The following is a 25,189-nucleotide window of genomic DNA, read 5'->3' as shown; positions in this document are numbered from 1 at the left end:
GTTCTCCCGCAATTGCTACGGGAATGACTTGATCGGCCCGACGGACTAGACGCGACCCGCGCGCGCACCGTAGATGATTGCGGCAAATGCAATGATCACGCCCTGGACGATAAGCTTGCCCGGCTCCTGGATGCCGAAGACGGTCAGCATCGCGAACAGGAAGCTGAAGGCAACGACGGCAACGAACGGCCCGGCGACGCCGCCCCGGTCGACGCCGAACGTCACACCGCCGAGGATCGTGGCGGCGAGAGCATTCATGAAGGTGTCGAAGCCTGGCTTGATGGTGCCGACCGCCAACGCGGATACCTGGACCAGGGCCGCGATGCCTGTCAGGGCGCCCGCGAGCGTGTGCGAGACAAAAATCGTACGTGCCAACGGAATTCCTGTAGTTTCCGCCGCCCTCGGATTGTCGCCGACGGCCCTGAAGTAACGCCCGACGATGAGAAAGCGAAATGCGATAGAAATCAGGGCGGCGATGACGATCCACAGGACCACGGAATAGGAAAGGCCGTGGATATTGCCGCTCGTAAGTATTCGAAGCCAGCTTGGCGTTGAACCGGGCGCGCGGCCGGCGCTCATGTATTGGACGATCCCAATCAGAATGGCCGAAACACTTAGTGTGGAGATAACGGCAGAAGCGCGCACGTATGCTACGAGTATTCCGTTTACACCCCCCACAGCTAGCCCAATCACAACAGGCATGAGGACGGTCATTAGCGGTGGATAGTTGTTGAGCTGGCCCGAGCTGGCCAGATAAATCGCGAACGCGAAAATACCGCTGACAGAGAGATCGATGGATCGCACCCGCATGACAAGCGACTGGGCGAGCACCGCGATCCCGAGCGGCGCTGACTGCTTGAGGATTACAAACCAGTAGTTGGGATTTATGAGCGTGGCGCTCACTGCTGGAGCAACCGCAACCAGGATTGCGAGCACATAGTATGCGGGCGGTAGCCCGAGTATCCACGAAATGGCGCTCTTACCCCTCAATGAGCGAGATGGTGCTTCAGTTTTCGAGTCTGATGTGGTCATCGAGAAGTCCATTTCTTTCAAAGTCCGATTGTTTTGCGTCGCTGCGAAACGACGAGTACGAGAAGCAACACACCCTTGACGACCGACTGAAGAAATGCAGAGACGTTGGCCAGATTCATCACATTATTCACTGTCCCGAGGATCGCCGCGCCAACGACGGTTCCCACAATGCTTCCGATGCCCCCGGCGAGGTGGACCCCACCCAATGCTGCAGCCGTTACAGACTCAATCCCGAATGAAGCGCCGCCCTTAGGATCACCCGATGCAAGGCGACCTGCAAGAAACATCCCCGCAGCGCATGCGAATAGAGCAGAAAGAACATACGCTTTGATGATGGTGCGCTCGACGGGAACACCGTTCATCCGTGCGTTGAAGTCATTGCCGCCGGAAGCGAAGAGGTAGAGGCCGAAGGGACGACGATAGAGAATCCAGGATGCGAAGAGCGATGCCGTGATCAACCAAAACAATGAGTTAGGTACGGGGCCGATGGATCCGGCTACCGAGCCGGAAAGCCACTCCGGCACGCGCCCGCCTGGGATTGGCAAAATGATCAACGCGATACCTTGGCCGATGCCCATTGTTGTCAGCGTCATGATGATTGGATGTACATTGAGGCGCGCGACACCGTAACCGTTCGCTACTCCGAACCCCATCGCCACCGCGATGCAGATAAGCACGCGGGTTATCTCAGGAAGATCAAGCGTCATGATCGTCGTCGTTAGACTGATGACGGACCCAACCGACACGTCGAGGCCGCCAGTGAGAATGACGAACGTCTGACCGAGAGCCGAGATGACGAGCACCGTCGATTGCGCCAGGAGATTAGACAAATTCTCCGGATCCATGAAGTCCGGCAATAATATTACCGAGGCGACAACCATCACCAGGAGCGTTCCAATGGAAAGCCCGATCGCTCCCGCGCGATAAGGGAGCTTCAGGCGACTGGCAAATGAATTCATAAGTTATCCTCCTCAATGCACCGCAGCACGGGGATCCGGTGACGCACTCGCCCCCAGCGCAGTCTCGAGGATTCTTTCCTCGGTCGCCCCCTCTGCGGACATCTGCCCGACGATCTTCCTGTCATGAACGACCAAAATGCTGTCGCAGAGCCCTATAAGCTCAGCGTGCTCGCGCGACGAAACCACGACCGCACCGCCACGATCACTGAAGTCCCGCAGCAATCTGTAAATCTCTGCCTTTGCACCGACGTCGACGCCGCGCGTGGGCTCCTCAATAACGAGGATGTCCACTCCGGAGAGCAACCAGCGGCCCAGCAGCACCTTCTGCTGATTCCCGCCCGAGAGTTTACCTACGGGCGCATTGGGATCGGCGGCCGCAACTCGTAACGACTTGATCACCTCGCGGACCCTCGACACCGATCGCCACGCAACGCTTGCCATATTCCGATTGAGCTGTTTTCCCAGCGCGATGTTGTCGTAGATAGGCAGGCGCAGGAACAGCCCTTCCTGCTTCCTGTCCTCAGGGATAAAACCGATTCCTGATGCGACCGCGCGAGCGAACCCTGACCCTACATTCACCACGTGCATGCTGTTGTCGGGGCCGGCACGCCACACGGCGATGGCCTTTGGCGATTCAACGCCCACAATGGCACGCATTATCTCTCGCTGGCCCTGTCCTTCGAGCCCTGCCAGCCCGATGATTTCACCTTTTCTGACAACGAAAGTGACTGTCGAGCTGCTGTCGTCGAGGCGCAAGTCCGAAACCTCCAGCATTGCCGCTCCGGTGGCCTGCGAGCGCGGCGGAAAGAAGTTCTGAAGTTCGCGACCAACCATTGTCGCTACCAGCGTTTGCAAGTTGAAGTCCTGCGCTCTTGCAGTCCTTACCCAAGCGCCATCTTTCATGACGGTGATGGTGTCGCATAGTTCGAAGACTTCATTCATGCGATGAGAGATGTAGACGACAGCCTTATGTTGAGCCTTAAGGTCGCGGATAACCTTGAAAAGATGCGCGACATCGGTCGAGTTCAACGCCGCCGTTGGCTCGTCGAAGATGAATACGTCCGCGTTCGACGTAAGTCCCTTCGCGATCTCTACTGCCTGCTGCTGCGCGACAGTCAGTGTCTCGACGATCGCGGTTGCGTCGAGCTGTGGAAATACGTCAGCCAGCAAAGCGCGAGCGCGTTTCACTACCTCGACGCTATCGATCGAACCGTCAATGCGACGAGGTTCGTGGCCCAGGAACATGTTCTCAGCAACGGTGAGATTGGGGATCAGGGTAAACTCCTGAAACACCGTCGACACTCCCGCCAACCGTGCCTCCTTAGGGGAACGGAAATTGACTTCCTCCCCGCGGAGCCGAACACTTCCTGCGCCCGGCTGATATACCCCCGCCAGAATACGCATCAGGGTGGACTTCCCCGCGCCGTTTTCCCCCATCAGAGCGTGCACGGAGCCACGTTCCAGGGAAAAGCGAACGTCCGAAAGGACTTTCGTGAAACCAAACGATTTGTTGATGCCGACCATCTCGACAAGCGTGCTCATGGGAATTTCCATCTTCGACAGGGATACGGGCACGAGTGATCGTGCCCGTAGTTCATCAAGCCTTGAAATAATCAAGGAGCTTTTCGTTCGGCATTTCGGTCGGCGCCCAGTACGCATCAGTGAGATCTGCGCGATAGAACTGGGAGAGCGTCTCGTCGGTGATCGGCTTGGGGCGGTTCGTCCAGTTACGCTGAATCGGCTTCCCATCCAGCAAGGCGAAGGCGGCCCGTAGCGCGGCAGTAGACAGAGCGGGTGGGCAAATCGGACCGATCGAGGAAAGTTTTTCGTCATTCCAACGACGCATCCAGCCGTTAAGTGCTTCGCCCGTGATTGGCGGGATCGTTGAGGCGCCAGCCTCCTGCAAGGCATCCAAAACGCCAAGAGACATGTTGGCTCCATCGGTCCAGATGCCCGCGACATCTGGGTCGGAGAGATACAAGCTTTCGGCGATCTTCTTTGAGTCCTCATAAGACCAGCTTCCGTGCTGGGTCGACGTGATCTGAAGTCCAGACTTGCTGAAGACTTCCATGGCGCCTGCATAACGATCTGCATCGATGGGATGCCCGGCGACGCCACGCAGAACCCATACCTTGCCCTTGTTGCCAAGCTTGTCGACGAGGAACTGAGCCATCACGCGCCCGAAATAGAAGTCGTCGCCCTGGACCTGAACCGTAAACTCCTCGGTGTCGACGCGTCCGAGATAGACTACGGTTGGAATGCCAGCAGCCTTTGCCTTCTTGATGCCCTCGACGGCGGAACCGGTGGTTAGCGGTGCGATGATGATCGCATCGACCTTCTGGGCGATCAGATCCTCGATATCGGCAACTTGTTTGGAGGCATTGAGATCAGCGCTCCGGAACTGGTAATCAGCGATCCGATCCTTGTTCTTTTTTATTTCATATTCGGCTTCAAACGCCGTCTGGTAGGTATGCGTTGAACCAGCGAGGCCGTAGTGGCTGTGTCCGATCTTCCACGGGCCTGACTTCTTGAACTTACCCGCGTCGACAATTGGGTTGGCGCCTTCGGAGGGCCAAGTGTCAGGTAGGAGACTGATCGCGTCGTCGGCGCGAAGAATCCCCGGCATTCCGAACGTGCCGGCTACAGCAATTGCCCCGCTCGCTTGTAGAAATGTACGTCTCTTCATGAAAATTCCTCCTCCGGCCGCTCTGGGCGGCATTGTCTGTTAAGGCGAGAGCCTTGCCTTCCCAAGCCGTGCCGGACTCTCCTCAATACGGCGGAGTGCATTGGTATGAGCTATCAGACAATCTGTCAATAAATATAAACTTCGACGTTTGTTTTTTCGACATCGTTTTGTTTTCACTTGCACATAGTCGCACTTGACGGATTGTCCGATAGTGCGACAATATTCGTGTTCGCTAAATCGATGGGAGGGTTATGAATGTCCACTCTGGTGATTGTCCGGCATGGCCAAAGCGAAGGGAACGCGCGCGGGGAGTTCACGGGTACGAGCGACGTGCCGCTCACACAGGAGGGCTGGTCTGAGAGCAGGCGAGCCGGCTCACTGCTCGCGAACCTCGGCATCTCGTTCGATATTGCGTTTAGCTCTGCCCTCTTGCGCACAGTCGACACTTGCAGAGCGATTTTGAACGAAACCAACGGCGATCTGCTGGAGCCAATCAGGAGAACCGAGTTGAACGAACGCGACTACGGACAGCTCACCGGCATCAACAAGAACGTGGCACGTGAGCGGTGGGGCCAGGATGTTGTCCAGGTTTGGCGCCGCTCGTACAGCACTCCACCACCTGGGGGAGAAAGCATACGGGACATAAGCGCGAGGGTTCTGCCCTTTTTGATAAGCGAAGCGTTCCCCCCCTTGTTGAGAGGGAAATCGGTTCTTGTGGTGGCCCACGGGAATACGATCAGGTCACTAAAGCAGGGCATCGAACGCCTCACGATCCAGGATACGCTCGCTATTGAGTCACCGACCGCCGCGCCAACTGTATACCGGATTGCGTCGGACCTCTCGATCATCGAGAAGACTAACGTCCTGGTTGGTACTGTCTGTTAAGCCTGGCTGGCAGTAGCATCGTTTGTAGTCGGTTGAACTTGGCAATACCGGTGTCTCGAAGCTGTCGATAGCCTTCAGAACCGGCTCGACGTCGGCAAGCGACGCCATCCGGCTCGCCTCACACGTTGCTACTAAATTTTCGTCTGCCGATCTTTCAGCCCAAAGCGGGACAAGACGCATGCTCCCTTTCGAACATGCATCGGAACCCTTTGATCACTTCAAATCAGCGTTCACTCGTGACTTTGCAAAAATGCAGCCCTGCTCCGGTTGAACTGATCTAATTTAATAGAGTAATTATTGACTGATTGTCTGACGATGAGTACGTTCGCGCGAATTGCGTTGTGAGCCTTGGAGGAACAGTTACATGAAGCAGGCATATGCGGCGGTCTCGCGCGAAAAGGCGAAGCCCTTGATCTTGGAGTGCATAGGGATTGAGGAACCTCGTGCAGACGAGATTTTGGTCCGCATCGTCGCATCGGGGGTATGTCATACCGACCTGGTGGTCAGGGACCAGGGATATGACGTACCTCAACCTGTTGTGTTGGGACACGAAGGCTCTGGCGTCGTCGAGGCCGTCGGGAGCGCAGTTAAAGATCTTGTGCCCGGTGATCACGTTGCTTTGAGCTACGCCTATTGCGGCAAGTGCGAAAAGTGCCTTTCCGGTACACCTTTCTACTGCGAGGACTTCTTCGGTCGCAATTTCCGCGGCACTCGTCCGGATGGCACCTGCCCGATCCATGATTCTCACGGGAAACAGATTAGTGGCTGCTTCTTCGAGCAGTCGTCATTTGCAACCTACGCCATCGCCAGCGAACGAAACGCCGTGAAGGTTGCAAAGGATGTTCCACTCGAGTTGATCGGACCGCTCGGGTGCGGGCTTCAGACCGGTGCTGGCGCGGTACTGAATTGCCTCAAGCCGAAGCCCGGCTCGTCAATAGCAGTGTTCGGTGCTGGTGCGGTTGGCATGGCGGCTACGATGGCCGCGAAAATCGCCGGATGCGCGACCATCATCGTGATCGACTTGAACGATGAACGGCTGGAACTTTCGCGCGAACTCGGGGCGACGCACACGATAAATGCCCGCAAATTGGACAGCGTTGCCGCGATCAGGAAGATCGTCCCCGCAGGCGTTGATTTCAGCTTGGAATGCACGAGTTCGCCGCGAGTTTTCCGTCAGGCAGTCGACTGCCTTGGTACGCCGGGAACATGCGGTCTCGTTGGCTCGTCCGCTCTCGGCACTGAAGGCACGATCGATATCGGGAACTTCCTTTTCGGCCGCACATTGATCGGCGTTGTCGAAGGACAAAGCGTTCCGTCCGAGTTCGTCCCGCAGTTGATCGAGTATTGGCAGCAGGGACTTTTCCCGTTCGACAAACTGGTTCAGTTCTATGACCTCGACCAGATCAACGAGGCGATGGCTGATTCCGAGAGCGGCAAAGTCATTAAGCCGATCCTTCGCATGAAGCATTAGTTTTGCGAGACTTTTCGAAAGACAAGACGGACCGCGATTAAATGCGATCCGTCGGAACAGCCGTGCTCAAGACGAGATATGGTCGAACGCTGCTTTCGATGCAATCGCGGGCCACATCACTCCGATAGGCCTGCACGAATGATGTGCTGGCAGGGCCCACGCAAAAGCTCTAGGACTCTGCCGGTCAAAGGCGGCCCCCTACAATCACCGGCAGGTAAGTGGCGAGGGCGGCTCCGTTAACCCAGGGGTCCAGAGAACACCTGCGCGCCAAACACTGAAAAGACGTTGCTCCGGCCGACGTGTTCAGCTGACGTGTCCTGGTCCAACAGGTGGCCAAACCGATCGCGCTTTGTCTTAAAATAAGTGATGTTGGACGCGCTAGATGCGGCGATCAGACTCTGGCGAGACGACACGATGACGCCTGACGTTCGCAGCGCCTCTATTTTTGTAGGATTGTTGGTCAGAAGCCGAACGCTGCCGATACCGAGGTCGCGGATGATATCCGCCGCTGCGTTATATTCGCGGGAATCAGATGCGAAGCCGAGTTCCCGATTTGCCTCAAGAGTATCACGACCATGATCCTGCAGGCTGTAAGCCGCAATTTTGTTTCCTAAGCCAATGCCACGCCCCTCTTGCCCACGCATGTAGATCACGCAACCAGCGCCCGCTAACTGGACCGCCCGAAGAGCCATTTCGAGCTGTTGACCGCAGTCGCATCGCATGGACCGGAACGCCTCACCTGTCAGACATTCAGAATGCACCCGTACCAGAACGTCTTCCTTCTCGCACAACTCGCCAAGTGTCAAAGCTAAGTGTTCCGTTCCCGTCAAACTATCGCGATAAGCAATTGCCTTGAAATCCCCAAACCGCGTTGGCATAAAGGACTGCGCGTAACGCTTTACCCTCGTATCACGACTCCTGCAGTACTCAATCAAAGCGTCGATCGTTACTATGTGCAGGCCATGTTCGATTGCGAACTTCTCGAGATCTGGCAGTCGAGACATGGTTCCGTCGTCATTGGCGATCTCGCAGATTACGCCAGCCGGCGCCAGGCCGGCAAGTCGTGCAAGATCCACGGCAGCTTCGGTGTGGCCAGGACGGCCCAGGACACCGAGACGATTTGCACGCAAAGGAAAAATGTGACCCGGTCGCGATAGGTCTTCCGGCCGCGTCTGCGGATCGATGAGCGACTTGACGGTTGCTGCTCGATCTTCGGCTGAAATCCCTGTCGTTGTGCCGTGTTTGCAATCGACGGAAACGGTAAATGCCGTCTGCAGTGAGTCCGAATTACGTGTGACCATCAGGGGGATCTCGAGTTTGTCGAGACGTTCGGCTGGAAGTGGCACGCAGATAAGGCCTCTCGCATATTTCATCATGAAAGCGATGTGCTCAGCTGTTATTTTTTCGGCAGCAACGACTAGGTCGCCTTCATTCTCCCGGTTTTCGTCGTCGACCACGATAACCATCTCGCCCGCTTCGATCGCCTCGATCGCCTCATCTATGCTCGAAAAAGACATGGAATCCTCCTCCTTATTATGGGCTGACGGCGCGACGCGCGGCATCGAGCTCTCTGTCGACAAGCGCGCGCAGGTTCTCAGAAAGAGCATCGTTCTGAAAATCTTCATCGAGAGCGAAAATGAAACGGCTATGTATTTGCGCTTCGAAAAAGTCGAATAAGGCTTCCATCGAGGCTTCGACGAGCGGCTTGTGACTCGATGCTTTACCGGTTGCAAAAGGGATCACATAGCGGCCCTTAAGCGCTTTCATGTCGACAAGGTCGAATAAATGCTTCAGCAACCCAGTGTAAGATGCTTTGTAGACCGGACTACCAACAACTAGCACGTCACTAGCCAAAATATCGTTGAGTGCCGCTTTAACAATCTCAGCGGCGCTGGAGGGCAACACTGTTGCCCCAAGGTGCGGATGAAGGTCGACAAGGTCCCAGCAGCTTGCTTCGTTGCCGGACGCGCGCACCCGATCCACCATGAAGTCTGCTACGGCCCGGGTTTTCGAGGGGCGCGATAAATTCCCCGTTATTACAACAACTTTCATGTCACAGGACTCCCAACATTCTCGCATAAGACAATCTTACAATTTTCACTCACACCGCAATGGAGGTCGTTGAGGACCCGTGGGGGCAAAAATAGTCCTGCGGTGTCCTGAGCCCTCACAACCCGTAATTTCCCAACCTCGAAGGCTGGATTGCTTCGCAGAAGTCTTCTGTCTCGTACGACTTTATTCTCTCAATGGGTGGGCTCGCCGTGCAAGCGCACCTACTGTCTGCAATCCCTGCCGCTTTTACCGACCCAGCACGTTTGCGTTAGAACCTCCTGGACACGGAATGAGGCGTTGCCGCTTGATATACGGTCGCCGTGGCTCCACCTCAGTTACGACAGGTAGTATCCCGGTCACTTACGGGAACTCTGGTGAGCTTGCCTTCGATGGATCATGGGCGAGCCAAGGTTCCGCATGCGATACCCATACGTTTGACATCGGCACACTTCCAGGATCGGTATCGAACGTGCCGGCTCTAACGACTTTGAGCTCCGGGCTGGCCGGCCGCTCCGCATAAACGTGCGAGCCACATACCGAACAAAACCACCGCAGCTTTCCAGGCGTCGATTCGAAGCTATGAAGCGTATCTTGGCCTGTAAGGATCTTGAAGTGCTCGCTTTTCACCTTCGCAGCGGTATTGTGATCAGCGGCGTGTGACTTCCGGCATGTTTGACAGAAGCAATTCCACATGGGTCCATCAATTTCCTGAACCTGGTACGTTACCGCTTTGCATTGGCATGATCCGAAGATTGGCATCGGGTATCCTTTCACTGATTCATTACGTTGATTTCAAATTTCTCGTCGCCGCTAAGCCAGCGTTTGATGTTGCGCGCAGCCTGGCGGATGCGGTGTTCGTTCTCGACGAGCGCCAGACGGACGTAGTCGTCGCCCATTTCGCCGAAGCCGATACCCGGTGCAACGGCGACGTCGGCCTTCTCGACCAGCAGCTTGGAAAACTCCAGCGAACCGAGATGACGGAACTTTTCCGGGATCTTTGCCCAGGCGAACATGGTGGCAGCCGGCGGCGGCACGTCGAAGCCGGCCTTCCCGAAGCTTTCGACCATGACGTCGCGGCGACGCTTGTAGACGTTGCGAACCTCCGCAATGTCGGAACCGTCGCCGTTCAGCGCATGGGTCGCGGCCACCTGGATCGGCGTGAAGGCGCCGTAGTCGAGATAGGACTTGACGCGGGTGAGCGCCGCGATCAGCCGCTCGTTGCCGACGGCAAAGCCCATGCGCCAGCCGGGCATGGAAAAGGTCTTCGACATCGAGGTGAATTCGACGGTCACATCCATTGCACCCGGCACTTCGAGAACCGATGGCGGCGGAGCGCCGTCGAAGTAGATCTCGGAATAGGCAAGGTCGGAAAGCACGATGATGTCATGCTTCTTGGCGAAGGCGACGACGTCCTTATAGAAATCGAGCGTCGCGACGAGGGCCGTCGGGTTCGACGGATAGTTGAGGATCAGCGCCAACGGCTTCGGGATCGAATGCCGGACCGCCCGCTCCAGCGGCGGGAAAAAGCTCTCATCCGGCTCAACCGACATCGAGCGGATCACGCCGCCCGCCATCAGGAAACCGAAGGCGTGGATCGGATAGGTCGGGTTCGGGCAGAGGATCACGTCGCCGGGCGCGGTGATCGCCTGCGCCATGTTGGCGAAGCCTTCCTTGGAGCCCAAGGTGGCGACCACCTGGGTATCCGGGTTGAGCTTGACACCGAAACGGCGGGCATAATAGGCGGCCTGGGCACGGCGCAGCCCCGGAATGCCCTTGGAGGAGGAATAGCGGTGGGTGCGCGGATCCTGCACGACCTCGCACAGCTTGTCGACGATCGACTGAGGAGTGGGAAGGTCGGGGTTTCCCATGCCGAGATCAATGATATCGGCGCCGCCCGCTCGCGCGCTTGCTTTCAAACGGTTGACCTGTTCGAAAACATAAGGCGGCAAACGTTGAATTCTGTGAAAGTCCAGCACACTATTTCCAATCAAATCGCAGATACCTCCCGCGCCGATTATAGAAACCGACGCGGGAGGCTGGGAGGTCTCCTTCCGGAGAACATTCATTACTTCTTCGGCCGCCAAGCTAACGGATCTTCAGGACGTTCGAAGTAGTTTGCAGCGACGTCTGCAGGCCACCAGCCGTTGTTCTTCGGCTCGATCCAATCCGTGGAATTGGGATCGCAATCTTCCTTCAGCACTTCCTTCACGTCATCAATGGTGTAAGGAAGCGCAGGACGAAGAATCGACTGGATCTTTGGTCCCTGGCCTTCGAGCGTTCGCATCATGACGTCCCACACAAGGCGGGCATCAGACCGCGGCGGCCAGAAATGGAAGCTCTTGCTTATGAAATCAGGGTTCTTACGCCAGTAGCAGGCTGCCGAAGCCTCACCCCCGAGCACGATAGGCATCATGTCGCGGCCGGATTGCTGTACTGCGTTCACGACACCGTTTTCTGAAGCGGACTGAACGAGAATGCCATTAACCTCAGCAAGATTGGTGGCAAGAAACTTCTGAACCTCAACCTGGGCGACCTGGTCGGTCCATTTGCCAGCTATCGTGCCTACAATTTTGATACCGGGGAATTTATCGAACGCGTTCTTCGCGCCGATGTCGAAGCTGTCCGATGATGCGAAACCGGGGATGCCCGATACCATCAGGACGTTGCCTTTTTCACCGATTTCCTTGGCAAGCCATTCAGCAGCCTTGTAGCCACCGTCGGTGTTATTCTCTGTGGCATTGATTGCGTAGGGTGATGTGACATAGCCCGAGACTGAGAAGACTGGCACGCCTTTCGAATGAGCATACTCTATGGTCTTGTTAAGTGCGGTAATGTTCGAGCAGCAAATGACGATCGCATCAACACCGTCGTCAACCATCTGCCGCATCTGCTGGATTTGGACAGCGTCTTTGAGGTCAGACTGCGTGACGATTAGATCGGAGACTAGGCCTGCTTCCTTATATCTCGGAAGCAATACGTTGGTGAATTCGTCCAGGATGTTCGCGCGCCAGGTATTACCGGCATATGTGGATGCATAACCAATTTTCCACGGCGGTGGACGTTTTGGAACAAAATCTTTGTACACCGTCCCCCCGAGCGGAATGGCGGGATCGATATTCTCGTAAAGCGCCTTTTGGTCCGGCGGCAACGAATCGAGGCCGTCAGCCTTCGCCACGCCGTTCATGTGATAAAGGCTCGACAGCGTAAAAAGCGCTGCAACGATTTTCTTCAGCATTCAGGGCCTCCTCCCCTTGTGGTTCCGCTCAACCGCCGGCCCCTTTGGCCGCCAGCCGCGAAAATCCTGCCAGAATCTGGCAGAGTTCGTGTCGGGACGGCAATCGCCGTCCCGAGGACTGGTTCAGTTGCGCAGACCGGCTTGCTTGAGCAGCGGCATGACACGGTCGTTAAAGAAGGGAAGTTCCTCGTTGTAATCGACCATTGTCAGCAAGGCGCCGTTGACGCCTGTATTGCTGAGATCCACGAGCTTGTCGGCGACTTGTTCTGGATTGCCGACGATCGGGTATCCACCCCAGCCAGCGACGAAGCGTTCCTTGAATTTTTGATACATTTCGGCAGAATGGTTTTGAGATTGCACCTGCAGAACTTCACAGATGTTCTCGCATGCCTCCCAGTCACCCTTCTGGTTGACGTAGTAGTCGTAGTATTCCTTTGCTTCCTTCTCCGTTTCGCGAACGATAACGGGGCAAGCTGTGAATGTGCCAAGATCACGGTTATATTCAGTACGCGCCAGGTCCTTCACCTTTTTGACCCAGGCAGCGCCGGATTCCATGTCTTGCATGAAGCCGAAGTTGAAGTCGCAGAACTTGGCGGTGAAATGCAGTCCCTTGCCCGAGGCGCCGGCGCAGATCAGGAGCGGGCGACCCGCCTTGTTGTAGGGTTTGGGTTCACTGAAGGCGTCTTTGACTTTGAGGAACTCGCCTTCGAAGGTAACGCCATTGCGTTTCCAGAGCGTCTCGACGATATCCATCCATTCAGTGGCGTATTCATAGCGGGTGTCGTGCTCCATCATAGGAACTCCGAACATTTCCATTTCGGGAGTGAACCAGCCGGTAACGAGATTGAGGCCGTATCGACCCTTCGAGATGTGATCGATTGTTGTCGCCATCTTGGTTGCAACAATCGGGTTTAGCGTCGGAATGTGAGTCGTTGAGAAGAACTGGAGCTTCGTGGTGACCGCCGCGAGAGCGGCCGCCCAGGTGAACGTATCCATGTTCACGCCATTGAAGTTTGAAGGACCGCCAAAACCACGCCAGCGTGCAATCGGCACCATGCATTCCCAACCGGCTGCCTCAAGCTTCTTTGCAATCTCGACGTTGTGGTCGAAGGTAGGTTCGAACGTTGTCTCAGCGAGCGTAATCGCGCATGCATTCGAGCAATTCGTGCCAAATACGCCGAGCTTGAGCTTGTTATCATTGAACATTGGGTTTCCGGCAGCGCGGAAATCGTCTTGTGCGGTCACTGTAGTCCCTCCTCGGGCTGGCAACGGATGATGCTCAGCCCACTCAAATGCGTTGAATAACTAGATGCCCATCTCGTCGAAAACTTCCGCTGCCACGCGGAAGCTGTCGATGGCCGCAGGAACACCGCAGTAAATCGAAACCTGGAGGAAAACCTCCCGAATTTCCTCTTTGGTAAGACCGTTGTTGATTGCTCCGCGAACATGCAGTTTCAGCTCATGCGGACGATTGAGGGCCGAAATCATCCCGAGATTGAGGATGCTGCGCTGCTTGCGCTCCAGGCCCGGCCGATTCCAAATCGCGTCCCAGCAGTATTCTGTGACGAGGGTTTGCATCGGCCAATTGAAGTCGGTGGCTTTGCTGACCGACGCATCAACATAGCCCCCCCCCAAGACTTCGCGCCGGGTCTTTAGTCCGCGCTCAAAGCGCTCTGTGACTTCACGTCCATGAATTTCTCTTGCGGGTGCCATATTGCTCACGCTTTTCTCCTTGCCGCCCTTGGGCTTTCGATGAGTGATGTGATTGGTGGTTAAAGCCACCTACTATGCGGCCGATCCACTGATGGACGACGACCTGACGAGTTGACCGTTTTCGTAGAGAAGCGGCGCGATTGACTCGATGAACCGTGCTTCGAGCACTTCTCCGAGCACAACATCATGCGTTCCAACGTGAACGACATCTTTTAGCTTGCAGACAAACGCCGCCTGCGCATCGGACAGGACCGGCATGCCGTCGAGAGACAGCCACTCGCCGTAATGAAAGCGCTCTTCACCCTTCAATTGCCCACTGAACAGCGGCACAAGATCGGCATGTGAAAGATGCAGCATGTTCACGGCGAACTTCCCGGAGATCTTCAAAGGCTGATTCACCGAAGCCGATTGGTTGATGCAGACAAGAACAGTTGGTGGGTCCGCGGTAACCGACTGGACCGCGGTGGCGGCCATGCCATGACGGACCCCGTTGAGTTCGGTCGTGATCAAGCAGATGGTTGATGTGAACCGACGCATAGCTGCCTTAAAAGTCAACTGCGCCTCAGTGCTGGTATCGGCCATATTGTCCTCCCACGGCCAAATTCGATCGAGCCTAGATAAACAGATCAGCAGACAATCTGTCAACTGGATTTTCACAATTGACAGATTGTCTGCTAAAATGTCTTCTAAGGCACCCAAAAATGAGGAGATGGTCGATGGATTTGAATCAAAGAGTTTGTATCGTCACAGGGGGCGGCAGCGGCATTGGTCGTGCGACAGCCGAGCTTTTCGCAAAGAACGGCGCCTATGTGGTTGTTGCTGATGTCAATGAAGACGCCGCGGTTCGTGTGGCGAACGAGATCGGCTCGAAGGCTTTCGGTGTTCGCGTCGACGTCTCGTCCGCCAAGGACGCGGAAAGCATGGTTGAGAAGACGACCGCAAAGTGGGGCCGGGTCGACGTGCTCGTCAATAATGCCGGGTTCGGAACGACGGGGAATGTGGTGACCATTCCTGAAGAAACTTGGGACCGGATTATGTCCGTAAACGTCAAAGGGATCTTCCTTTGCTCAAAGTACGTCATTCCTGTTATGCGACGGAACGGCGGAGGTTCGATCATCAATACGACTTCCTACACCGCAACCTCAGCAATCGCGGACAGGACTGCCTACGTAGCATCGAAAGGAGCAATATCTTCGCTGACGCGCGCGATGGCCATGGATCATGCGAAAGAGGGAATTCGTGTCAACGCGGTCGCTCCAGGGACAATCGACTCTCCTTACTTCACGAAAATCTTCGCCGAAGCGAAGGACCCCGCGAAGCTTCGCAGCGATTTCAACGCCCGTGCCGTCATGGATCGGATGGGGACAGCTGAAGAGATTGCTGAAGCAATGCTTTTTCTTGCGTCCGATCGTTCGAGGTTCGCGACCGGTAGCATTCTGACGGTCGATGGCGGCTCCTCGATCGGAAACCACCTGGTCAAGTGAAGGAAAGGGCGGCACTCGTCATGCCCTTACATTTGAGGCAGGAACACCGGGTATAAGGCTCCAGCCTCGTTGATCATTGACGTGTTCCTAACCCGTCAATGACAGCACAGAGCTGTTGGCCTAGGCGCAGCTCTTGTCGGACTTGCGGCACGCTCCAGCAAATATGATAGAGAAGGAGAAGGACTGCCGGCGACAACTAGATCTAACAGCGGAAACTGGATCAAGGACATTTCGCAATTTTTGTCGAATAACCCCACGATGTCGGTCAGATGACGTCATGCGAGTGCCGACCTTCCGGAATAGCCGCATGCTGGTTCCGAATGCCCTCTATCGCAACGCTGTCGGCATAAGTTTAGTCCGGAATACAAGGTGATACGATCGTGTCCCGGGAGGTGGTGTAGGTCGCGGCTGATGGCCGTGCTTTCCCGACATGGGTCGGAAGGGGATATCAGCGTGCCACAGCGGGGCAGGCTGATTTGGGGCTCATCTCATTTGGGCCATGGTCTCAAGCGTCATATACTTGGCGCGTTGAACGGCCCATTCGTCATTCTGTTCGAGCAGCAGTGCGCCGACGAGACGGACGATGGCTTCGTCGTTCGGAAAGATGCCGACGACCTCGGTGCGTCGCTTGATTTCGCCGTTGAGACGCTCAATTGGATTCGTCGAGTGCAGCTTTGCCCGGTGCTCTTTCGGGAAGGTCATGTAGGCGAGCACGTCCTCTTCAGCGTCGTCCATGATGGTGGCAAGCTTCGGCACTTTCGGCCTGATTTGATCGGCGACACTGCGCCATTGTGCGGCTTGCTGCCTCCGGGGTCTCCTGGGCAAAGGCCGTCGCGATGAAGGCGGATACGACCCGCCTGCCGCTCTTTCCAGCATGCGCGAGCACGTTCCTCATGAAGTGAACCCGGCACCTTTGCCAAGTGGCATTGAGAACCTTGGAAACGGCAGCCTTGAGACCTTCGTGCGCATCAGAGACAACCAACTTCACCCCGCGTAGACCGCGGCGCGTTAGCCTGCGCAGGAATTCCGTCCAGATCGGTTCGGCCTCCGAGGTGCCAACTTCCATACCCAGGACCTCGCGCCGACCGTCGTTATTGACGCCGACCGCGATAATGACGGCGACTGAGACGATGCGGCCGCCACGCCGGACCTTGAGATAGGTCGCATCCACCACAGGTCGTCGACAGAACGAGTCGAGATTCCCTGGATATACGCTTCCTGGATAACGGCCGTCAGAGCTTTCTCTGCCATGCGGCGCGGTTCAAGGAAGCTCGGAAAGTAGCTGCCTTTGCGCAGCTTCGGAATGCGAAGCTCGACGGTGCCAGCCCGCGTCTCCCAATCGCGGTCACGGTAGCCATTGCGTTGAGTGAGCCGCATGGGGTTCTTCACACCGAAGTCAGCACCCGTAGCCGAGCCGACCTCCAACTCCATCAGCCGCTCGGCGGCAAAGCCAATCATCTCACGCAACAAATCTGCATCGGCACTCTTCTCAACAAGCGAACGCACGTTCATCATGTCATTGGTCATCGGTGATCTTTCCGTCAGGTTGGTCTTGAACAACCCGACCCTAGCGGAAAACACTGATGGCCGCCCGCAAAGCCGATCACCCGCTACAGCGCAACGAGAAGCGCGCGGGCGCTCGGCTTTACTCCCTACCGTCACCTACGCCACGTACTGGGACACGATCGGTAAATGGCCAACGCGGTTGCTTTGTGATCAGCCGTTATCTTCGACGAACCGAATAGCGTCTTGCAAGAAGCTCCGGAAATAGTCAGGATTTTCGCACATCGGAAAGTGCCCAAGCCCCTCCATAACGACATGACGGCTGCCAGGAATGAGGGCCGCTAGCGCTGCTCCGTCTGCAGGCGTCGCAGAGTAGTCATAGGTCCCGGAGAGAAGAACGGTCGGTGTTCGCTTGGCATCAATCTTCGGACCGACGACGGCACCGTCGAACTCGTCGCTGTAGAACGAAAGATCGCCGGGATAAACTCCAGGAGCACCCTGCGAGTAGATCCAACTGGCGCGGCGTCGCTCTTCTTGCGGGCTGAGCGGGCTCATGATTCCGCGGACATAGGCTGAGTTATGAAGCGACCCATGAACGTTGACGTTGTGTTGAAAGGGGTTGCGACGGCCCTTTGACTTCAACGGCGGCTCGACCGCAATTACACCCATTAGACGTTCCGGTCGCTCCGCCGCCAGCACCATGCACATCGCCGCGCCCATAGATCCTCCAACGACGATAGCTCTGTCTCCGACGAGCTGGTCGAGTATCGCCGTGCACCAGGTCAGGTAGAGATCCGTTGTGAGTTGATAGGGCGAGCCGTCCCAAGTTAAAGGAGGCATCGAACGTCCGTGAAACGGCAGATCAACTGAGATCAATCGGTTCGTACGCGCAAACCCAGTGTCGGAGAGTTGCGGTAGAAACTGACGGCCGTCTGCGCCAGCCGTATGGAGGAAAAGGATAGGAGTTCCTGCACCGGCTTCCTCGTAAAAGATATCGTGTTCTACGCCGCCGACCTCTACCCGCTTATAGCGTCCGGTGACCTGTTCAATATTTCGATCGATCTTCGGCGCAACTAGGGGCGGAGACGCTACGACGATTTCGAACAGTCGCTCCAGAGCGGGACGCGCTTGAGCGATTGCTACGGGCGAACCAGATAACGTGAACTCAGGGTTAGCGAGTTGAAAGGCGGTGAACGAATGGTAGGTTGCCGGCGGCGGCACCTGCATAACCTTTTCCCAAGCTCCTTCTGGGGCACTCAGTATGACGTCAGCATTTTCGTCCGCGCCGTCCAGTGCGACTATCCCGCCTCCCACAGCAAGTGATGACTTTTCTGGTCCAACTTGCAACGAGATCCGTGTTGTAAGACCTGGGGTCAGTCGCGGTAGCTCCGGATCTTCGATCGCCAGGGTTACGCGTTTAATCAGCTCGGCATGGGCGCCCATACGTCCTCCCTAACAAAATGATGTTGTTGGGAAGCCGCACTTCCTGTGTCTCACCTCCCATAAGAGAGGTAAGCAGATTTTCAGACAATCTGTCAACCTTAGCCGTCGCCTGAACTTCGTTTTGTGGAACTACTCGGAGGTTTCGACGGGGTTCTTGCTCAAGTAGTCCAACGCCACCTTAGCCGCGATTTCGATATGGCGCTTGCAAAGCGCGGCTGCCCTGTCGCCATCACGCAACGCAATAGCGGCCGCAATCTCTCTTATTTCGAAAACGCTGTTCTGCAGCCGCCCTGGCTGGGTCATCGATGTCATCCGCAACAATGTGACCCGGTTGTGCAACGACGTGAGCATTTGCTTCACAAACACGTTCTTGCTGCCGGTCATCAAACAATCGTAAAAAGCGGTCTTGGCTTCGATGATCCGCGTTCCGGAACCGCTCTTGGCTGCGGCTTCGAACGCTTCCACGGTCTCGAGGAGAGCAACGATCTCTTCATTCGAACCGTTCTCGGCGAACTCCTGGCCGGCAAAGCTTTCAAGCAGCGCGCGTACACTATAAAGCTGCCTAGCCTCCTCGTAGCTGATAGTGCTGACAACCGGCCCCCGATGCGGATAGCTAGTAATAAGCCCTTCAGCTTCTAACTGGCGTAGCGCCTCGCGAACTGAAGTTCGGCCAACCCCGATAAGTTCGCACAACTCGCGCTCCACCAGCCGCTGCCCGGGCTTGAAACGGCCACTTGAAATAGCCTGCCGGAGCTTATCCTCAACAAGGATTCGAAGAGAGGCGTTTTGACGTCTAATCTGGAGGTCGATCGTTCCCATTCACAACAAACCTTCGATGAAATTTCTAGTGACGCACAGAATCAATATACTGCCGGAGCGTTTCGTAGGACAACCCGATTGTCTGCAAACAGCAAAAAATTTCAATCGGTTTATTGTGGGTCACAGGAGAACTCTAGCGAACTGGAGGTCTGGCGCAAGGGGAGAAAATTTCTGTAGCACCTCAGGGTCATGACCCGGAATGATGAGTCCGTTTGCTCCGGCAAGGACGCGGAGCTTGTTGTAACCCTCGATGACCTCTAGGTAATCTGCAAACAGGGGAAACGCGCCGTCATTTTCAAGATAGTGCTGGAAATGAAGCGCGTCGGAAGCGATAACCAGCAAAGCGCCGCCTGTTGCCACCGTAACAACTTGCAAACCTTTCGAGTGACCGCCAACCAGATGCACCCTGCATCCAGGAACAATTTCCCCATCCCCATCATGGAACCGTACCCGTGACTGAAAAACGAGCCGGACCGCGTCGACGACACCTTCTGTAGCAAAAGGCCGACGCATTCGCTCATGGCACATACACCGCCCCGTTCCATACGCCATCTCCCGATCCTGAATGTGAAAAGTGGCGTTAGGAAAGGCCGGGAGGTTTCCGGCGTGATCGTAGTGCAGGTGTGTCACAACGACATCAGTAATTTCGCTGGATTTGATGCCAAGGCTGCTCAGTGCTGCCACCGGATGGATCAAGAGGGTCCGCCCTCTGGCCGCGCCCTCTCCGGCTTCGAAACCAGTGTCAACAAGAATTAATCGGTCCTCGAGACGGATCAGCCACACGAAGTAGTCGATTTGTGATGGACGATCATGAATGTCATTCGTCTCTAGTATCAGGTCACTTACTGGTCTTTGCGCGGTGCCGTAATGGATGGCGAGCACTGTCCACTCGTTCAAGAGAATTCTCCCCGCCATCAGTCCATCAAGACTAGGTGTCGATTGATCTCGGCCCTGTCAAGACGGTCGAAAACCTCATTGATCTCATCAAGGGGGCCAGTGCTCGACAGCAATTTGTCCACTGGCAGCTTACCTTTGAGGTAAAGGTCGATATAGCGGGGTATGTCGCGCGATGGCACGCAGGAACCCATATAGCTGCCCTTGATCGTTCTCTCCTCTCCGACCAACGGCAAGGGCGAAACCTCGAAACGGGAATTTGCGCTGGCCAGTCCGGCCGTAGCGGTCATCCCTCCGCGCCGGGTAATCTCATATGCAAGCTCGAATGCCTTTTTGGATCCAGCCATCTCTATCGCGTAGTCTACCCCGCCGCTTGTCGCGCCTTTTACTTGGGCAACAATATTCGGCGAGGTGGCCAAAAAAGTCTTCGTCGCTCCCAGCTCCTTGGCAAGATCCAGCTTCGCTTGGATTAGGTCGATCGCCACGATATCGCTTGCACCGCTCGCAACAGCGCCAAGTATCGCCGAAAGGCCTACGCCGCCGAGCCCGATTACCGCCACACTACGGCCTGGGCGGACCCCACACGTGTTCATCACAGCTCCAACGCCGGTCATAACGGCACAGCCGAAGAGAGCAGCTGTCGCCAAATCGATATCTTTGGTCACTTTGACTACCGAGCTCGCCGACACGACAGCATATTCGGAAAACGCAGAAACGCCGCTATGGTGGTTAATTTCGTATCCTCTCAAACGGATGTGCTTGCCGCCGGATAGAAGCGTTCCTGCAGCATTGGCCTGGTAGCCCGGTTCGCAGAGGCTGGCGCGGCCTTCAGCGCAATATGAGCAATGGCCACAAACCGGCAGAAATGACATGACTACATGGTCACCAACCTCAACCTTCTCGACACTCGGTCCGATTGCTGCGACGACGCCAGATGCCTCATGGCCTAGAGCGACTGGAAGCGGACGCGGTCTGTCCCCATTGATTGCGGACAGGTCAGAGTGGCAGACACCGGCAGCCTTGATCTTGACCAACACCTCCATGGGGCCAGGCGGCGTCAGTTCCACAAGCTCAATCTTAAGAGGTTTCGAATTTGAATAGGGCTTCGGCAGACCCGACTCCCTGAGGATTACCGAACGCATCTGCATCTTTGAAATTCCTTATCGATGTGCAAGCAACTGCATTGGAGAGGGGATATAGCGGAATCCGTCTCCGTTTCGCACCACATGCCCGGCACCTGGCCATGCGAAGTGATAGGACATTACCGCAATGCGATCTGTCGCCAGCATATCAAGCACGCGCGTGCGGGATCTAGCTGACAGCTTCGGGTCCGTGTCGTATCGGAATTCCATCATCGGCCTCTCCATCAACAGGATATGATGGTGCGTAAGGTCGCCGAGAAAACAGAGGCGATCGTTTCCCGACTGCAGCATAAAACAATGATGACCGAGCGTGTGGCCGGGGGCCGAAATCGCGTGAACGCCCGGCAAGAACTCCTCGCCGTCTTTGAAAAAGAAGGTCCGATCCTTGTGGGGAAGCAGGTTTCGCCGAGCGTTATCGATTTGAAATTGAAATGAAGAATCGATCGACGACCCGTCCGTCCAGTCCGTGAAGTCTCGCTCACTGATGAAGATGTCGGCGTTCGGGAAATTTAACCTTCCATTGGCATCGCACAGACCGCCGATATGATCGATATGGGCGTGCGACAGAACCACCGCATCGATCTCCGTCGGATCTCGACCTGCCTCTCTCAGGCTGGCTAGGAGTCGACCTGTGGTGGGCCCGAAAGCTTTGGAAGACCCCATCCCGGTATCAAATAGAATTGTTCTTCCATTTATCTCAACAAGCGGCACGTTTTGCTCGAGTACAACTTTGTTCGTTGGCAGGAAATTGTCCTCTAGCATCAGGCTGACCGTGCGTGGCTCTACCCCCAAGAAGTTCAGGCGAGGATCTCCTAGCTCTAACGGCCCGTCGGACAGTACCGTGATTTTTCCATCGCCAAATTCGAACGGATAAAAATACGGAAGCTTGGCCAGGTGATGCATACTAAGAGACACTGATTTTCCTCCCATCAGGTGCTTGGCGACATTTTTGGCAGATTGTATGATAATCTGTCAAATATTTTTGAAGAAAGCCATATCGAGAGCGACTGCCTTGCTTTAGGAGCCGGTGTACCGCGTTTTCCCCGGCCTACCGAATGCCGCGCAGTAGGAGCAGAGCATTCGAGAATGCGGCTCGCGGGGCCGCACAACGCATGGTCGTTGACCCAGCGTTGCCCCCTGTTCCGCGAAAAACCGCAGACATTCAGAGATTGACGAGGCTCAAGTTGAGTTGTCTCACAGCGCGCACCGCATCACCGTCCATCAGACAGGTGACATTTTCCCTTATTCGCGCTCATCATCGCGAAGCGGCGTAACGATCTGAAACGAAGCCGGTGGCGGACGCGCGCACCCAAAGAGCGATCAATTCCATCTTCGGCAGGGCCTTGCTGTAAAAGAAGCCTTGCGCCGAACCGCATCCGTTCGCTGCGAGAAATGCTGCCTGCTCGGCGGTCTCAACACCTTCCGCCACCACGTCCTGCCCAAGACATTGTGCAATGGACAGAATCGCTTTGACCAATTCTTCGTTCCTTTTGTCCGAGCTATTTATGAATGACCGATCGATCTTCAGCGTGTCGATCGGGAAGCGGGCTAGATAGTTGAGCGCCGAGTAACCGGTGCCAAAATCATCGATAGCAATCGAAAATCCCATTTGACGCAGCTTAAGAAGCGTCTGCAGGGTCTCGCCCTTCCGATCGAGAAGCAGACTCTCCGTGATTTCGATTTCGATCCATTCCGCGCGGCAACCGGTTTCACCGAGGATTGCAGCGATCTCGTTTACCAACCGTGAGCATTGGAATTGCTTACCCGAAAGGTTGACTGCAATCTTGTGCAGGTGGTGGCAATCGGCGTTCAGCTCCTTCGCCGTCTTGCACGCTTCACGCAGCACCCATCGCCCGAGTTCAACGATCAGCCCGGTATCCTCAGCGACCGGAATGAATCGAACCGGCGGAATCATGCCCATCTCGGGATGAGGCCATCTCAACAACGCTTCCGATCCTATCATTACGCCGCTGTCCAGAAGCACCTTGGGCTGGTAGTGCAGCTCCAATTCTTCGCGCTCGATAGCGCGGCGCAATTCAGATTCCAACTGCATCCGCTCCTCCACGCCCACAGTCAAATCCTTCGAATAAAAGCGAAAACTGTTTCTCCCCGAGCGTTTGGCAAGATACATCGCAGAGTCGGCGTATTTCACCAGATCGTTGACATCTGTGCTGTCGTCGGGCGAGATCGCGATGCCTACACTGCATGACACGTAGACTTCCTTGCCATCCAATAGGAAAGATTCCTTGAATCTCTCGAGGATCGAGCACGCAACCCAATCGAGATCGTCGGTTGTCTGGATTTCCGGCAACAGAATCGCGAACTCGTCGCCGCCGAGACGCGCAACCGTGTCGAGATCGCGGACAGATTTCTTAAGCCGGGTAGCGACCTGGCAGAGTAGTTGATCACCCACAGGGTGACCCATCGTATCGTTCACGACTTTGAAATGGTCGATGTCAATCAGCATTACCCCTGTCCGCCGACGTTGAGACGACGCGTCACTGACGACCTTTTGCAATCGCTCGTTAAACAGCAAGCGGTTCGGCAAAGAAGTCACCGGATCGTAAAAGGCCATTTGCCTGATTTTTTCCCGCGAGGCGTTCAGTTCCGTGACATCGCGAGAGACCCCGAGGACTCCTGTAACCTCTCCCCCGGCGCCGAGGACCGCAAGTTTACGTGTTTCGAGAAGAATGGACTGACCGTTCTCCGGGGAAACCACCCAATTCTCGTCGATAAGTATGCCACCGGCTTCGATCGTGGCCTCATCAGATTTTCCGGAAATGTGAGCTCTCTCAGCCCCGAACAATTCAAGGTCCGTTTTTCCAACGACCTCCGCCTCCGATTTCCCGGTCAGCCGCTCAAATGCATGATTGCACAACAGGTGTACGCCATCGACATTCTTTACCCAAACCATGTCAGGAATGGTTTGCAGCACACTTAGCAATTGCGTCCGCACGGAGTTGATGGCGTCTTCCGCCTGCCTTCGTTCCGTGACATCACGCGAAAATGCCAGGAGCGTGGTGGCGGCGTCAGGATCGGCGCTTGGTCGTCTAGCCACCGACAACTCGAACCATCGGGTCTCGCCGTTTGGCAAGGATACGCTAATGCATCGACCGTAGGCAACTCCTTCACTGCTTGCAGTTCGAAGCGCCTCCATTGCAATAGCCGCTTGATCAGGCGCAAGAACTTGGTCGACCGTCCTACCCAGTAGCATTTCCCGCTGCTGGGCTAGTAGTTCGGGATTTCTGGTCCAGACCTGAAGATATCGCCCATCCTCGTCGACCTCAAACAGAACGTCTGGAATAGCGGTGACGATCCCTTGGGCTAGTTCGAGAGCGTTTTTGAGTTCCTGCTCCGCCAACTTGTGTTCGGTTATGTCGATGATAACGCCAATCAGACCCGCGGGCTCGTCGTCGTGACCTCTGAAAACTGCCTTGTTGCAGACAACATCCAGGATGGCGCCGTTTGCGAGAGCGATCTTACGCTCGGAGACTTGGGCTCCACCCCTTTCAAGAAGGCCTTTCTCTTCAATAGAATAAATTTCCGCCAGTTGCGTTGAACTGAGATCAAAATCTGTATTCCCGATGATCTCGTCGCGCGAGCGACCGAGGAGATCTTCGAAAACCTTGTTGCAACCGACATAGCGACCGTGCAGATCTTTGAAGAAAATTGGGAGGGGCAACACGCCGATCAATGCTTCAAGCAGCGCTCCTCGGTCGGCTGAGGTATCATGATGCAGCGCTTCGTCTCTCCGGCGATTGCGCCTTTTCTGAAAAAAGGAGCGTTGCCAAAGCGGTTGTAAAGTCGAATTCATCGTGAAGCTCCTTACCGAGGGCCAAGACAGATGCATCATCCATCCGATCAGGAATTC

General features: G+C 55.7%; 21 protein-coding genes and 1 pseudogene. 3 read left to right on the top strand and 19 right to left on the bottom strand.

The genetic code is table 11. From position 1 onward, the window contains the following. Window positions 1–45 precede the first annotated feature (45 nt). The 4 genes from K6N12_RS27470 to K6N12_RS27455 are packed head-to-tail and all read right to left on the bottom strand — an operon-like array spanning window position 46 to window position 4,677. The gene (locus K6N12_RS27470) at window positions 46–1,044 is read right to left on the bottom strand and encodes an ABC transporter permease (RefSeq protein WP_026188838.1); all 999 of its coding nucleotides are present in this window, start codon (window positions 1,042–1,044) and stop codon (window positions 46–48) included. 5 nt (window positions 1,045–1,049) lie between these two features. Beyond that, window positions 1,050–1,991 carry an ABC transporter permease gene (locus K6N12_RS27465; RefSeq protein WP_004671512.1) on the bottom strand — a complete coding sequence of 314 codons (942 nt, stop codon included), beginning with the start codon at window positions 1,989–1,991 and terminating at the stop codon, window positions 1,050–1,052. A 12-nt stretch (window positions 1,992–2,003) separates the two neighbouring features. Next, complete coding sequence (locus tag K6N12_RS27460; RefSeq protein ID WP_004671513.1) at window positions 2,004–3,533, bottom strand: sugar ABC transporter ATP-binding protein; 1,530 nt, start codon at window positions 3,531–3,533, stop codon at window positions 2,004–2,006. 55 nt (window positions 3,534–3,588) lie between these two features. After that, window positions 3,589–4,677: a substrate-binding domain-containing protein gene (locus K6N12_RS27455; RefSeq protein ID WP_004671515.1), complete on the bottom strand. Its 1,089-nt coding sequence runs from the start codon at window positions 4,675–4,677 to the stop codon at window positions 3,589–3,591. Between the two features lie 255 nt (window positions 4,678–4,932). Between K6N12_RS27455 and K6N12_RS27450 the strand changes: the two genes are divergently transcribed. Next, a complete protein-coding gene (locus K6N12_RS27450) occupies window positions 4,933–5,562 on the top strand; it encodes a 2,3-bisphosphoglycerate-dependent phosphoglycerate mutase (protein ID WP_004671516.1) in 630 nt (209 codons plus the stop codon). 364 nt (window positions 5,563–5,926) lie between these two features. Next, on the top strand, window positions 5,927–7,033 hold the full coding sequence (locus tag K6N12_RS27445) for an NAD(P)-dependent alcohol dehydrogenase (RefSeq protein WP_004671520.1): 1,107 nt from the start codon (window positions 5,927–5,929) through the stop codon (window positions 7,031–7,033). Window positions 7,034–7,269: 236 nt separating this feature from the next. Here the strand turns inward: K6N12_RS27445 and K6N12_RS27440 are convergent, their stop codons facing one another. The 8 genes from K6N12_RS27440 to K6N12_RS27405 all read right to left on the bottom strand — a co-directional run bounded on the left by K6N12_RS27440 (window position 7,270) and on the right by K6N12_RS27405 (window position 14,615). Beyond that, window positions 7,270–8,550, bottom strand: coding sequence for a bifunctional 3,4-dihydroxy-2-butanone-4-phosphate synthase/GTP cyclohydrolase II (locus tag K6N12_RS27440; RefSeq protein ID WP_004671523.1), 1,281 nt, complete (start codon window positions 8,548–8,550; stop codon window positions 7,270–7,272). Window positions 8,551–8,566: 16 nt separating this feature from the next. Beyond that, on the bottom strand, window positions 8,567–9,085 hold the full coding sequence (locus K6N12_RS27435; RefSeq protein WP_004671524.1) for an NAD(P)H-dependent oxidoreductase: 519 nt from the start codon (window positions 9,083–9,085) through the stop codon (window positions 8,567–8,569). A 360-nt stretch (window positions 9,086–9,445) separates the two neighbouring features. Further along, window positions 9,446–9,844 (bottom strand): GFA family protein, encoded by a 399-nt coding sequence (locus tag K6N12_RS27430; RefSeq protein WP_010029274.1) that lies wholly within the window; start codon window positions 9,842–9,844, stop codon window positions 9,446–9,448. 11 nt (window positions 9,845–9,855) lie between these two features. Next, a complete protein-coding gene (locus tag K6N12_RS27425; RefSeq protein WP_011053357.1) occupies window positions 9,856–11,151 on the bottom strand; it encodes an LL-diaminopimelate aminotransferase in 1,296 nt (431 codons plus the stop codon). Then, on the bottom strand, window positions 11,151–12,320 hold the full coding sequence (locus K6N12_RS27420) for an ABC transporter substrate-binding protein (RefSeq protein ID WP_004671529.1): 1,170 nt from the start codon (window positions 12,318–12,320) through the stop codon (window positions 11,151–11,153). The genes K6N12_RS27425 and K6N12_RS27420 overlap by 1 nt, the downstream gene beginning before the upstream one ends. Before the next feature lie 123 nt (window positions 12,321–12,443). Further along, window positions 12,444–13,565, bottom strand: a complete 1,122-nt coding sequence (locus tag K6N12_RS27415) for an LLM class flavin-dependent oxidoreductase (protein ID WP_011053356.1) — start codon at window positions 13,563–13,565, stop codon at window positions 12,444–12,446. 60 nt (window positions 13,566–13,625) lie between these two features. Then, the gene (locus K6N12_RS27410; protein ID WP_004671531.1) at window positions 13,626–14,033 is read right to left on the bottom strand and encodes a carboxymuconolactone decarboxylase family protein; all 408 of its coding nucleotides are present in this window, start codon (window positions 14,031–14,033) and stop codon (window positions 13,626–13,628) included. 72 nt (window positions 14,034–14,105) lie between these two features. Beyond that, a complete protein-coding gene (locus tag K6N12_RS27405; protein ID WP_004671533.1) occupies window positions 14,106–14,615 on the bottom strand; it encodes a flavin reductase family protein in 510 nt (169 codons plus the stop codon). A gap of 134 nt (window positions 14,616–14,749) precedes the next feature. Here K6N12_RS27405 and K6N12_RS27400 point away from each other — a divergent pair, with 134 nt between their 5' ends. Beyond that, window positions 14,750–15,517 carry an SDR family oxidoreductase gene (locus tag K6N12_RS27400; RefSeq protein WP_004671535.1) on the top strand — a complete coding sequence of 256 codons (768 nt, stop codon included), beginning with the start codon at window positions 14,750–14,752 and terminating at the stop codon, window positions 15,515–15,517. Between the two features lie 489 nt (window positions 15,518–16,006). On the opposite strand, the pseudogene K6N12_RS27395 reads toward K6N12_RS27400, so the two are convergent. The 7 genes and pseudogenes from K6N12_RS27395 to K6N12_RS27365 all read right to left on the bottom strand — a co-directional run. Further along, a pseudogene (locus K6N12_RS27395) lies at window positions 16,007–17,044 on the bottom strand (IS256 family transposase); the annotation flags it as partial. A gap of 189 nt (window positions 17,045–17,233) precedes the next feature. Next, window positions 17,234–18,463, bottom strand: a complete 1,230-nt coding sequence (locus K6N12_RS27390) for an alpha/beta fold hydrolase (protein WP_004673293.1) — start codon at window positions 18,461–18,463, stop codon at window positions 17,234–17,236. A gap of 129 nt (window positions 18,464–18,592) precedes the next feature. Then, window positions 18,593–19,282 (bottom strand): GntR family transcriptional regulator, encoded by a 690-nt coding sequence (locus tag K6N12_RS27385; RefSeq protein WP_004673291.1) that lies wholly within the window; start codon window positions 19,280–19,282, stop codon window positions 18,593–18,595. 120 nt (window positions 19,283–19,402) lie between these two features. Continuing rightward, window positions 19,403–20,197 carry an N-acyl homoserine lactonase family protein gene (locus K6N12_RS27380; protein ID WP_018247149.1) on the bottom strand — a complete coding sequence of 265 codons (795 nt, stop codon included), beginning with the start codon at window positions 20,195–20,197 and terminating at the stop codon, window positions 19,403–19,405. Next, complete coding sequence (locus K6N12_RS27375) at window positions 20,197–21,324, bottom strand: zinc-dependent alcohol dehydrogenase family protein (RefSeq protein WP_004673287.1); 1,128 nt, start codon at window positions 21,322–21,324, stop codon at window positions 20,197–20,199. Before K6N12_RS27375 ends, K6N12_RS27380 begins: the two co-directional genes overlap by 1 nt. Window positions 21,325–21,336: 12 nt before the next feature. Then, window positions 21,337–22,221 carry an MBL fold metallo-hydrolase gene (locus tag K6N12_RS27370; RefSeq protein WP_011053353.1) on the bottom strand — a complete coding sequence of 295 codons (885 nt, stop codon included), beginning with the start codon at window positions 22,219–22,221 and terminating at the stop codon, window positions 21,337–21,339. A gap of 352 nt (window positions 22,222–22,573) precedes the next feature. Then, window positions 22,574–25,132: a sensor domain-containing protein gene (locus K6N12_RS27365; RefSeq protein ID WP_004673285.1), complete on the bottom strand. Its 2,559-nt coding sequence runs from the start codon at window positions 25,130–25,132 to the stop codon at window positions 22,574–22,576. Window positions 25,133–25,189 lie beyond the last annotated feature (57 nt).

It is taken from the genome of Rhizobium redzepovicii, from assembly GCF_019793435.1.
GTDB lineage: Bacteria > Pseudomonadota > Alphaproteobacteria > Rhizobiales > Rhizobiaceae > Rhizobium > Rhizobium redzepovicii.
This window is presented reverse-complemented; position numbering and strand designations above follow the sequence as displayed.

What these genes read in the sequence shown, in the direction of transcription:
- K6N12_RS27440 (WP_004671523.1), bottom strand. Translation starts at nt 8,550, where the DNA reads ATGTCTTTTTCGAGCATAGATGAGGCGATCGAGGCGATCGAAGCGGGC.
- K6N12_RS27425 (WP_011053357.1), bottom strand. Translation starts at nt 11,151, where the DNA reads ATGAATGTTCTCCGGAAGGAGACCTCCCAGCCTCCCGCGTCGGTTTCT.
- K6N12_RS27450 (WP_004671516.1), top strand. Translation starts at nt 4,933, where the DNA reads ATGTCCACTCTGGTGATTGTCCGGCATGGCCAAAGCGAAGGGAACGCG.
- K6N12_RS27430 (WP_010029274.1), bottom strand. Translation starts at nt 9,844, where the DNA reads ATGCCAATCTTCGGATCATGCCAATGCAAAGCGGTAACGTACCAGGTT.
- K6N12_RS27385 (WP_004673291.1), bottom strand. Translation starts at nt 19,282, where the DNA reads ATGGGAACGATCGACCTCCAGATTAGACGTCAAAACGCCTCTCTTCGA.
- K6N12_RS27470 (WP_026188838.1), bottom strand. Translation starts at nt 1,044, where the DNA reads ATGGACTTCTCGATGACCACATCAGACTCGAAAACTGAAGCACCATCT.
- K6N12_RS27460 (WP_004671513.1), bottom strand. Translation starts at nt 3,533, where the DNA reads ATGAGCACGCTTGTCGAGATGGTCGGCATCAACAAATCGTTTGGTTTC.
- K6N12_RS27435 (WP_004671524.1), bottom strand. Translation starts at nt 9,085, where the DNA reads ATGAAAGTTGTTGTAATAACGGGGAATTTATCGCGCCCCTCGAAAACC.
- K6N12_RS27405 (WP_004671533.1), bottom strand. Translation starts at nt 14,615, where the DNA reads ATGGCCGATACCAGCACTGAGGCGCAGTTGACTTTTAAGGCAGCTATG.
- K6N12_RS27380 (WP_018247149.1), bottom strand. Translation starts at nt 20,197, where the DNA reads ATGGCGGGGAGAATTCTCTTGAACGAGTGGACAGTGCTCGCCATCCAT.
- K6N12_RS27410 (WP_004671531.1), bottom strand. Translation starts at nt 14,033, where the DNA reads ATGGCACCCGCAAGAGAAATTCATGGACGTGAAGTCACAGAGCGCTTT.
- K6N12_RS27375 (WP_004673287.1), bottom strand. Translation starts at nt 21,324, where the DNA reads ATGCAGATGCGTTCGGTAATCCTCAGGGAGTCGGGTCTGCCGAAGCCC.
- K6N12_RS27455 (WP_004671515.1), bottom strand. Translation starts at nt 4,677, where the DNA reads ATGAAGAGACGTACATTTCTACAAGCGAGCGGGGCAATTGCTGTAGCC.
- K6N12_RS27390 (WP_004673293.1), bottom strand. Translation starts at nt 18,463, where the DNA reads ATGGGCGCCCATGCCGAGCTGATTAAACGCGTAACCCTGGCGATCGAA.
- K6N12_RS27400 (WP_004671535.1), top strand. Translation starts at nt 14,750, where the DNA reads ATGGATTTGAATCAAAGAGTTTGTATCGTCACAGGGGGCGGCAGCGGC.
- K6N12_RS27370 (WP_011053353.1), bottom strand. Translation starts at nt 22,221, where the DNA reads ATGCATCACCTGGCCAAGCTTCCGTATTTTTATCCGTTCGAATTTGGC.
- K6N12_RS27445 (WP_004671520.1), top strand. Translation starts at nt 5,927, where the DNA reads ATGAAGCAGGCATATGCGGCGGTCTCGCGCGAAAAGGCGAAGCCCTTG.
- K6N12_RS27420 (WP_004671529.1), bottom strand. Translation starts at nt 12,320, where the DNA reads ATGCTGAAGAAAATCGTTGCAGCGCTTTTTACGCTGTCGAGCCTTTAT.
- K6N12_RS27365 (WP_004673285.1), bottom strand. Translation starts at nt 25,132, where the DNA reads ATGAATTCGACTTTACAACCGCTTTGGCAACGCTCCTTTTTTCAGAAA.
- K6N12_RS27465 (WP_004671512.1), bottom strand. Translation starts at nt 1,991, where the DNA reads ATGAATTCATTTGCCAGTCGCCTGAAGCTCCCTTATCGCGCGGGAGCG.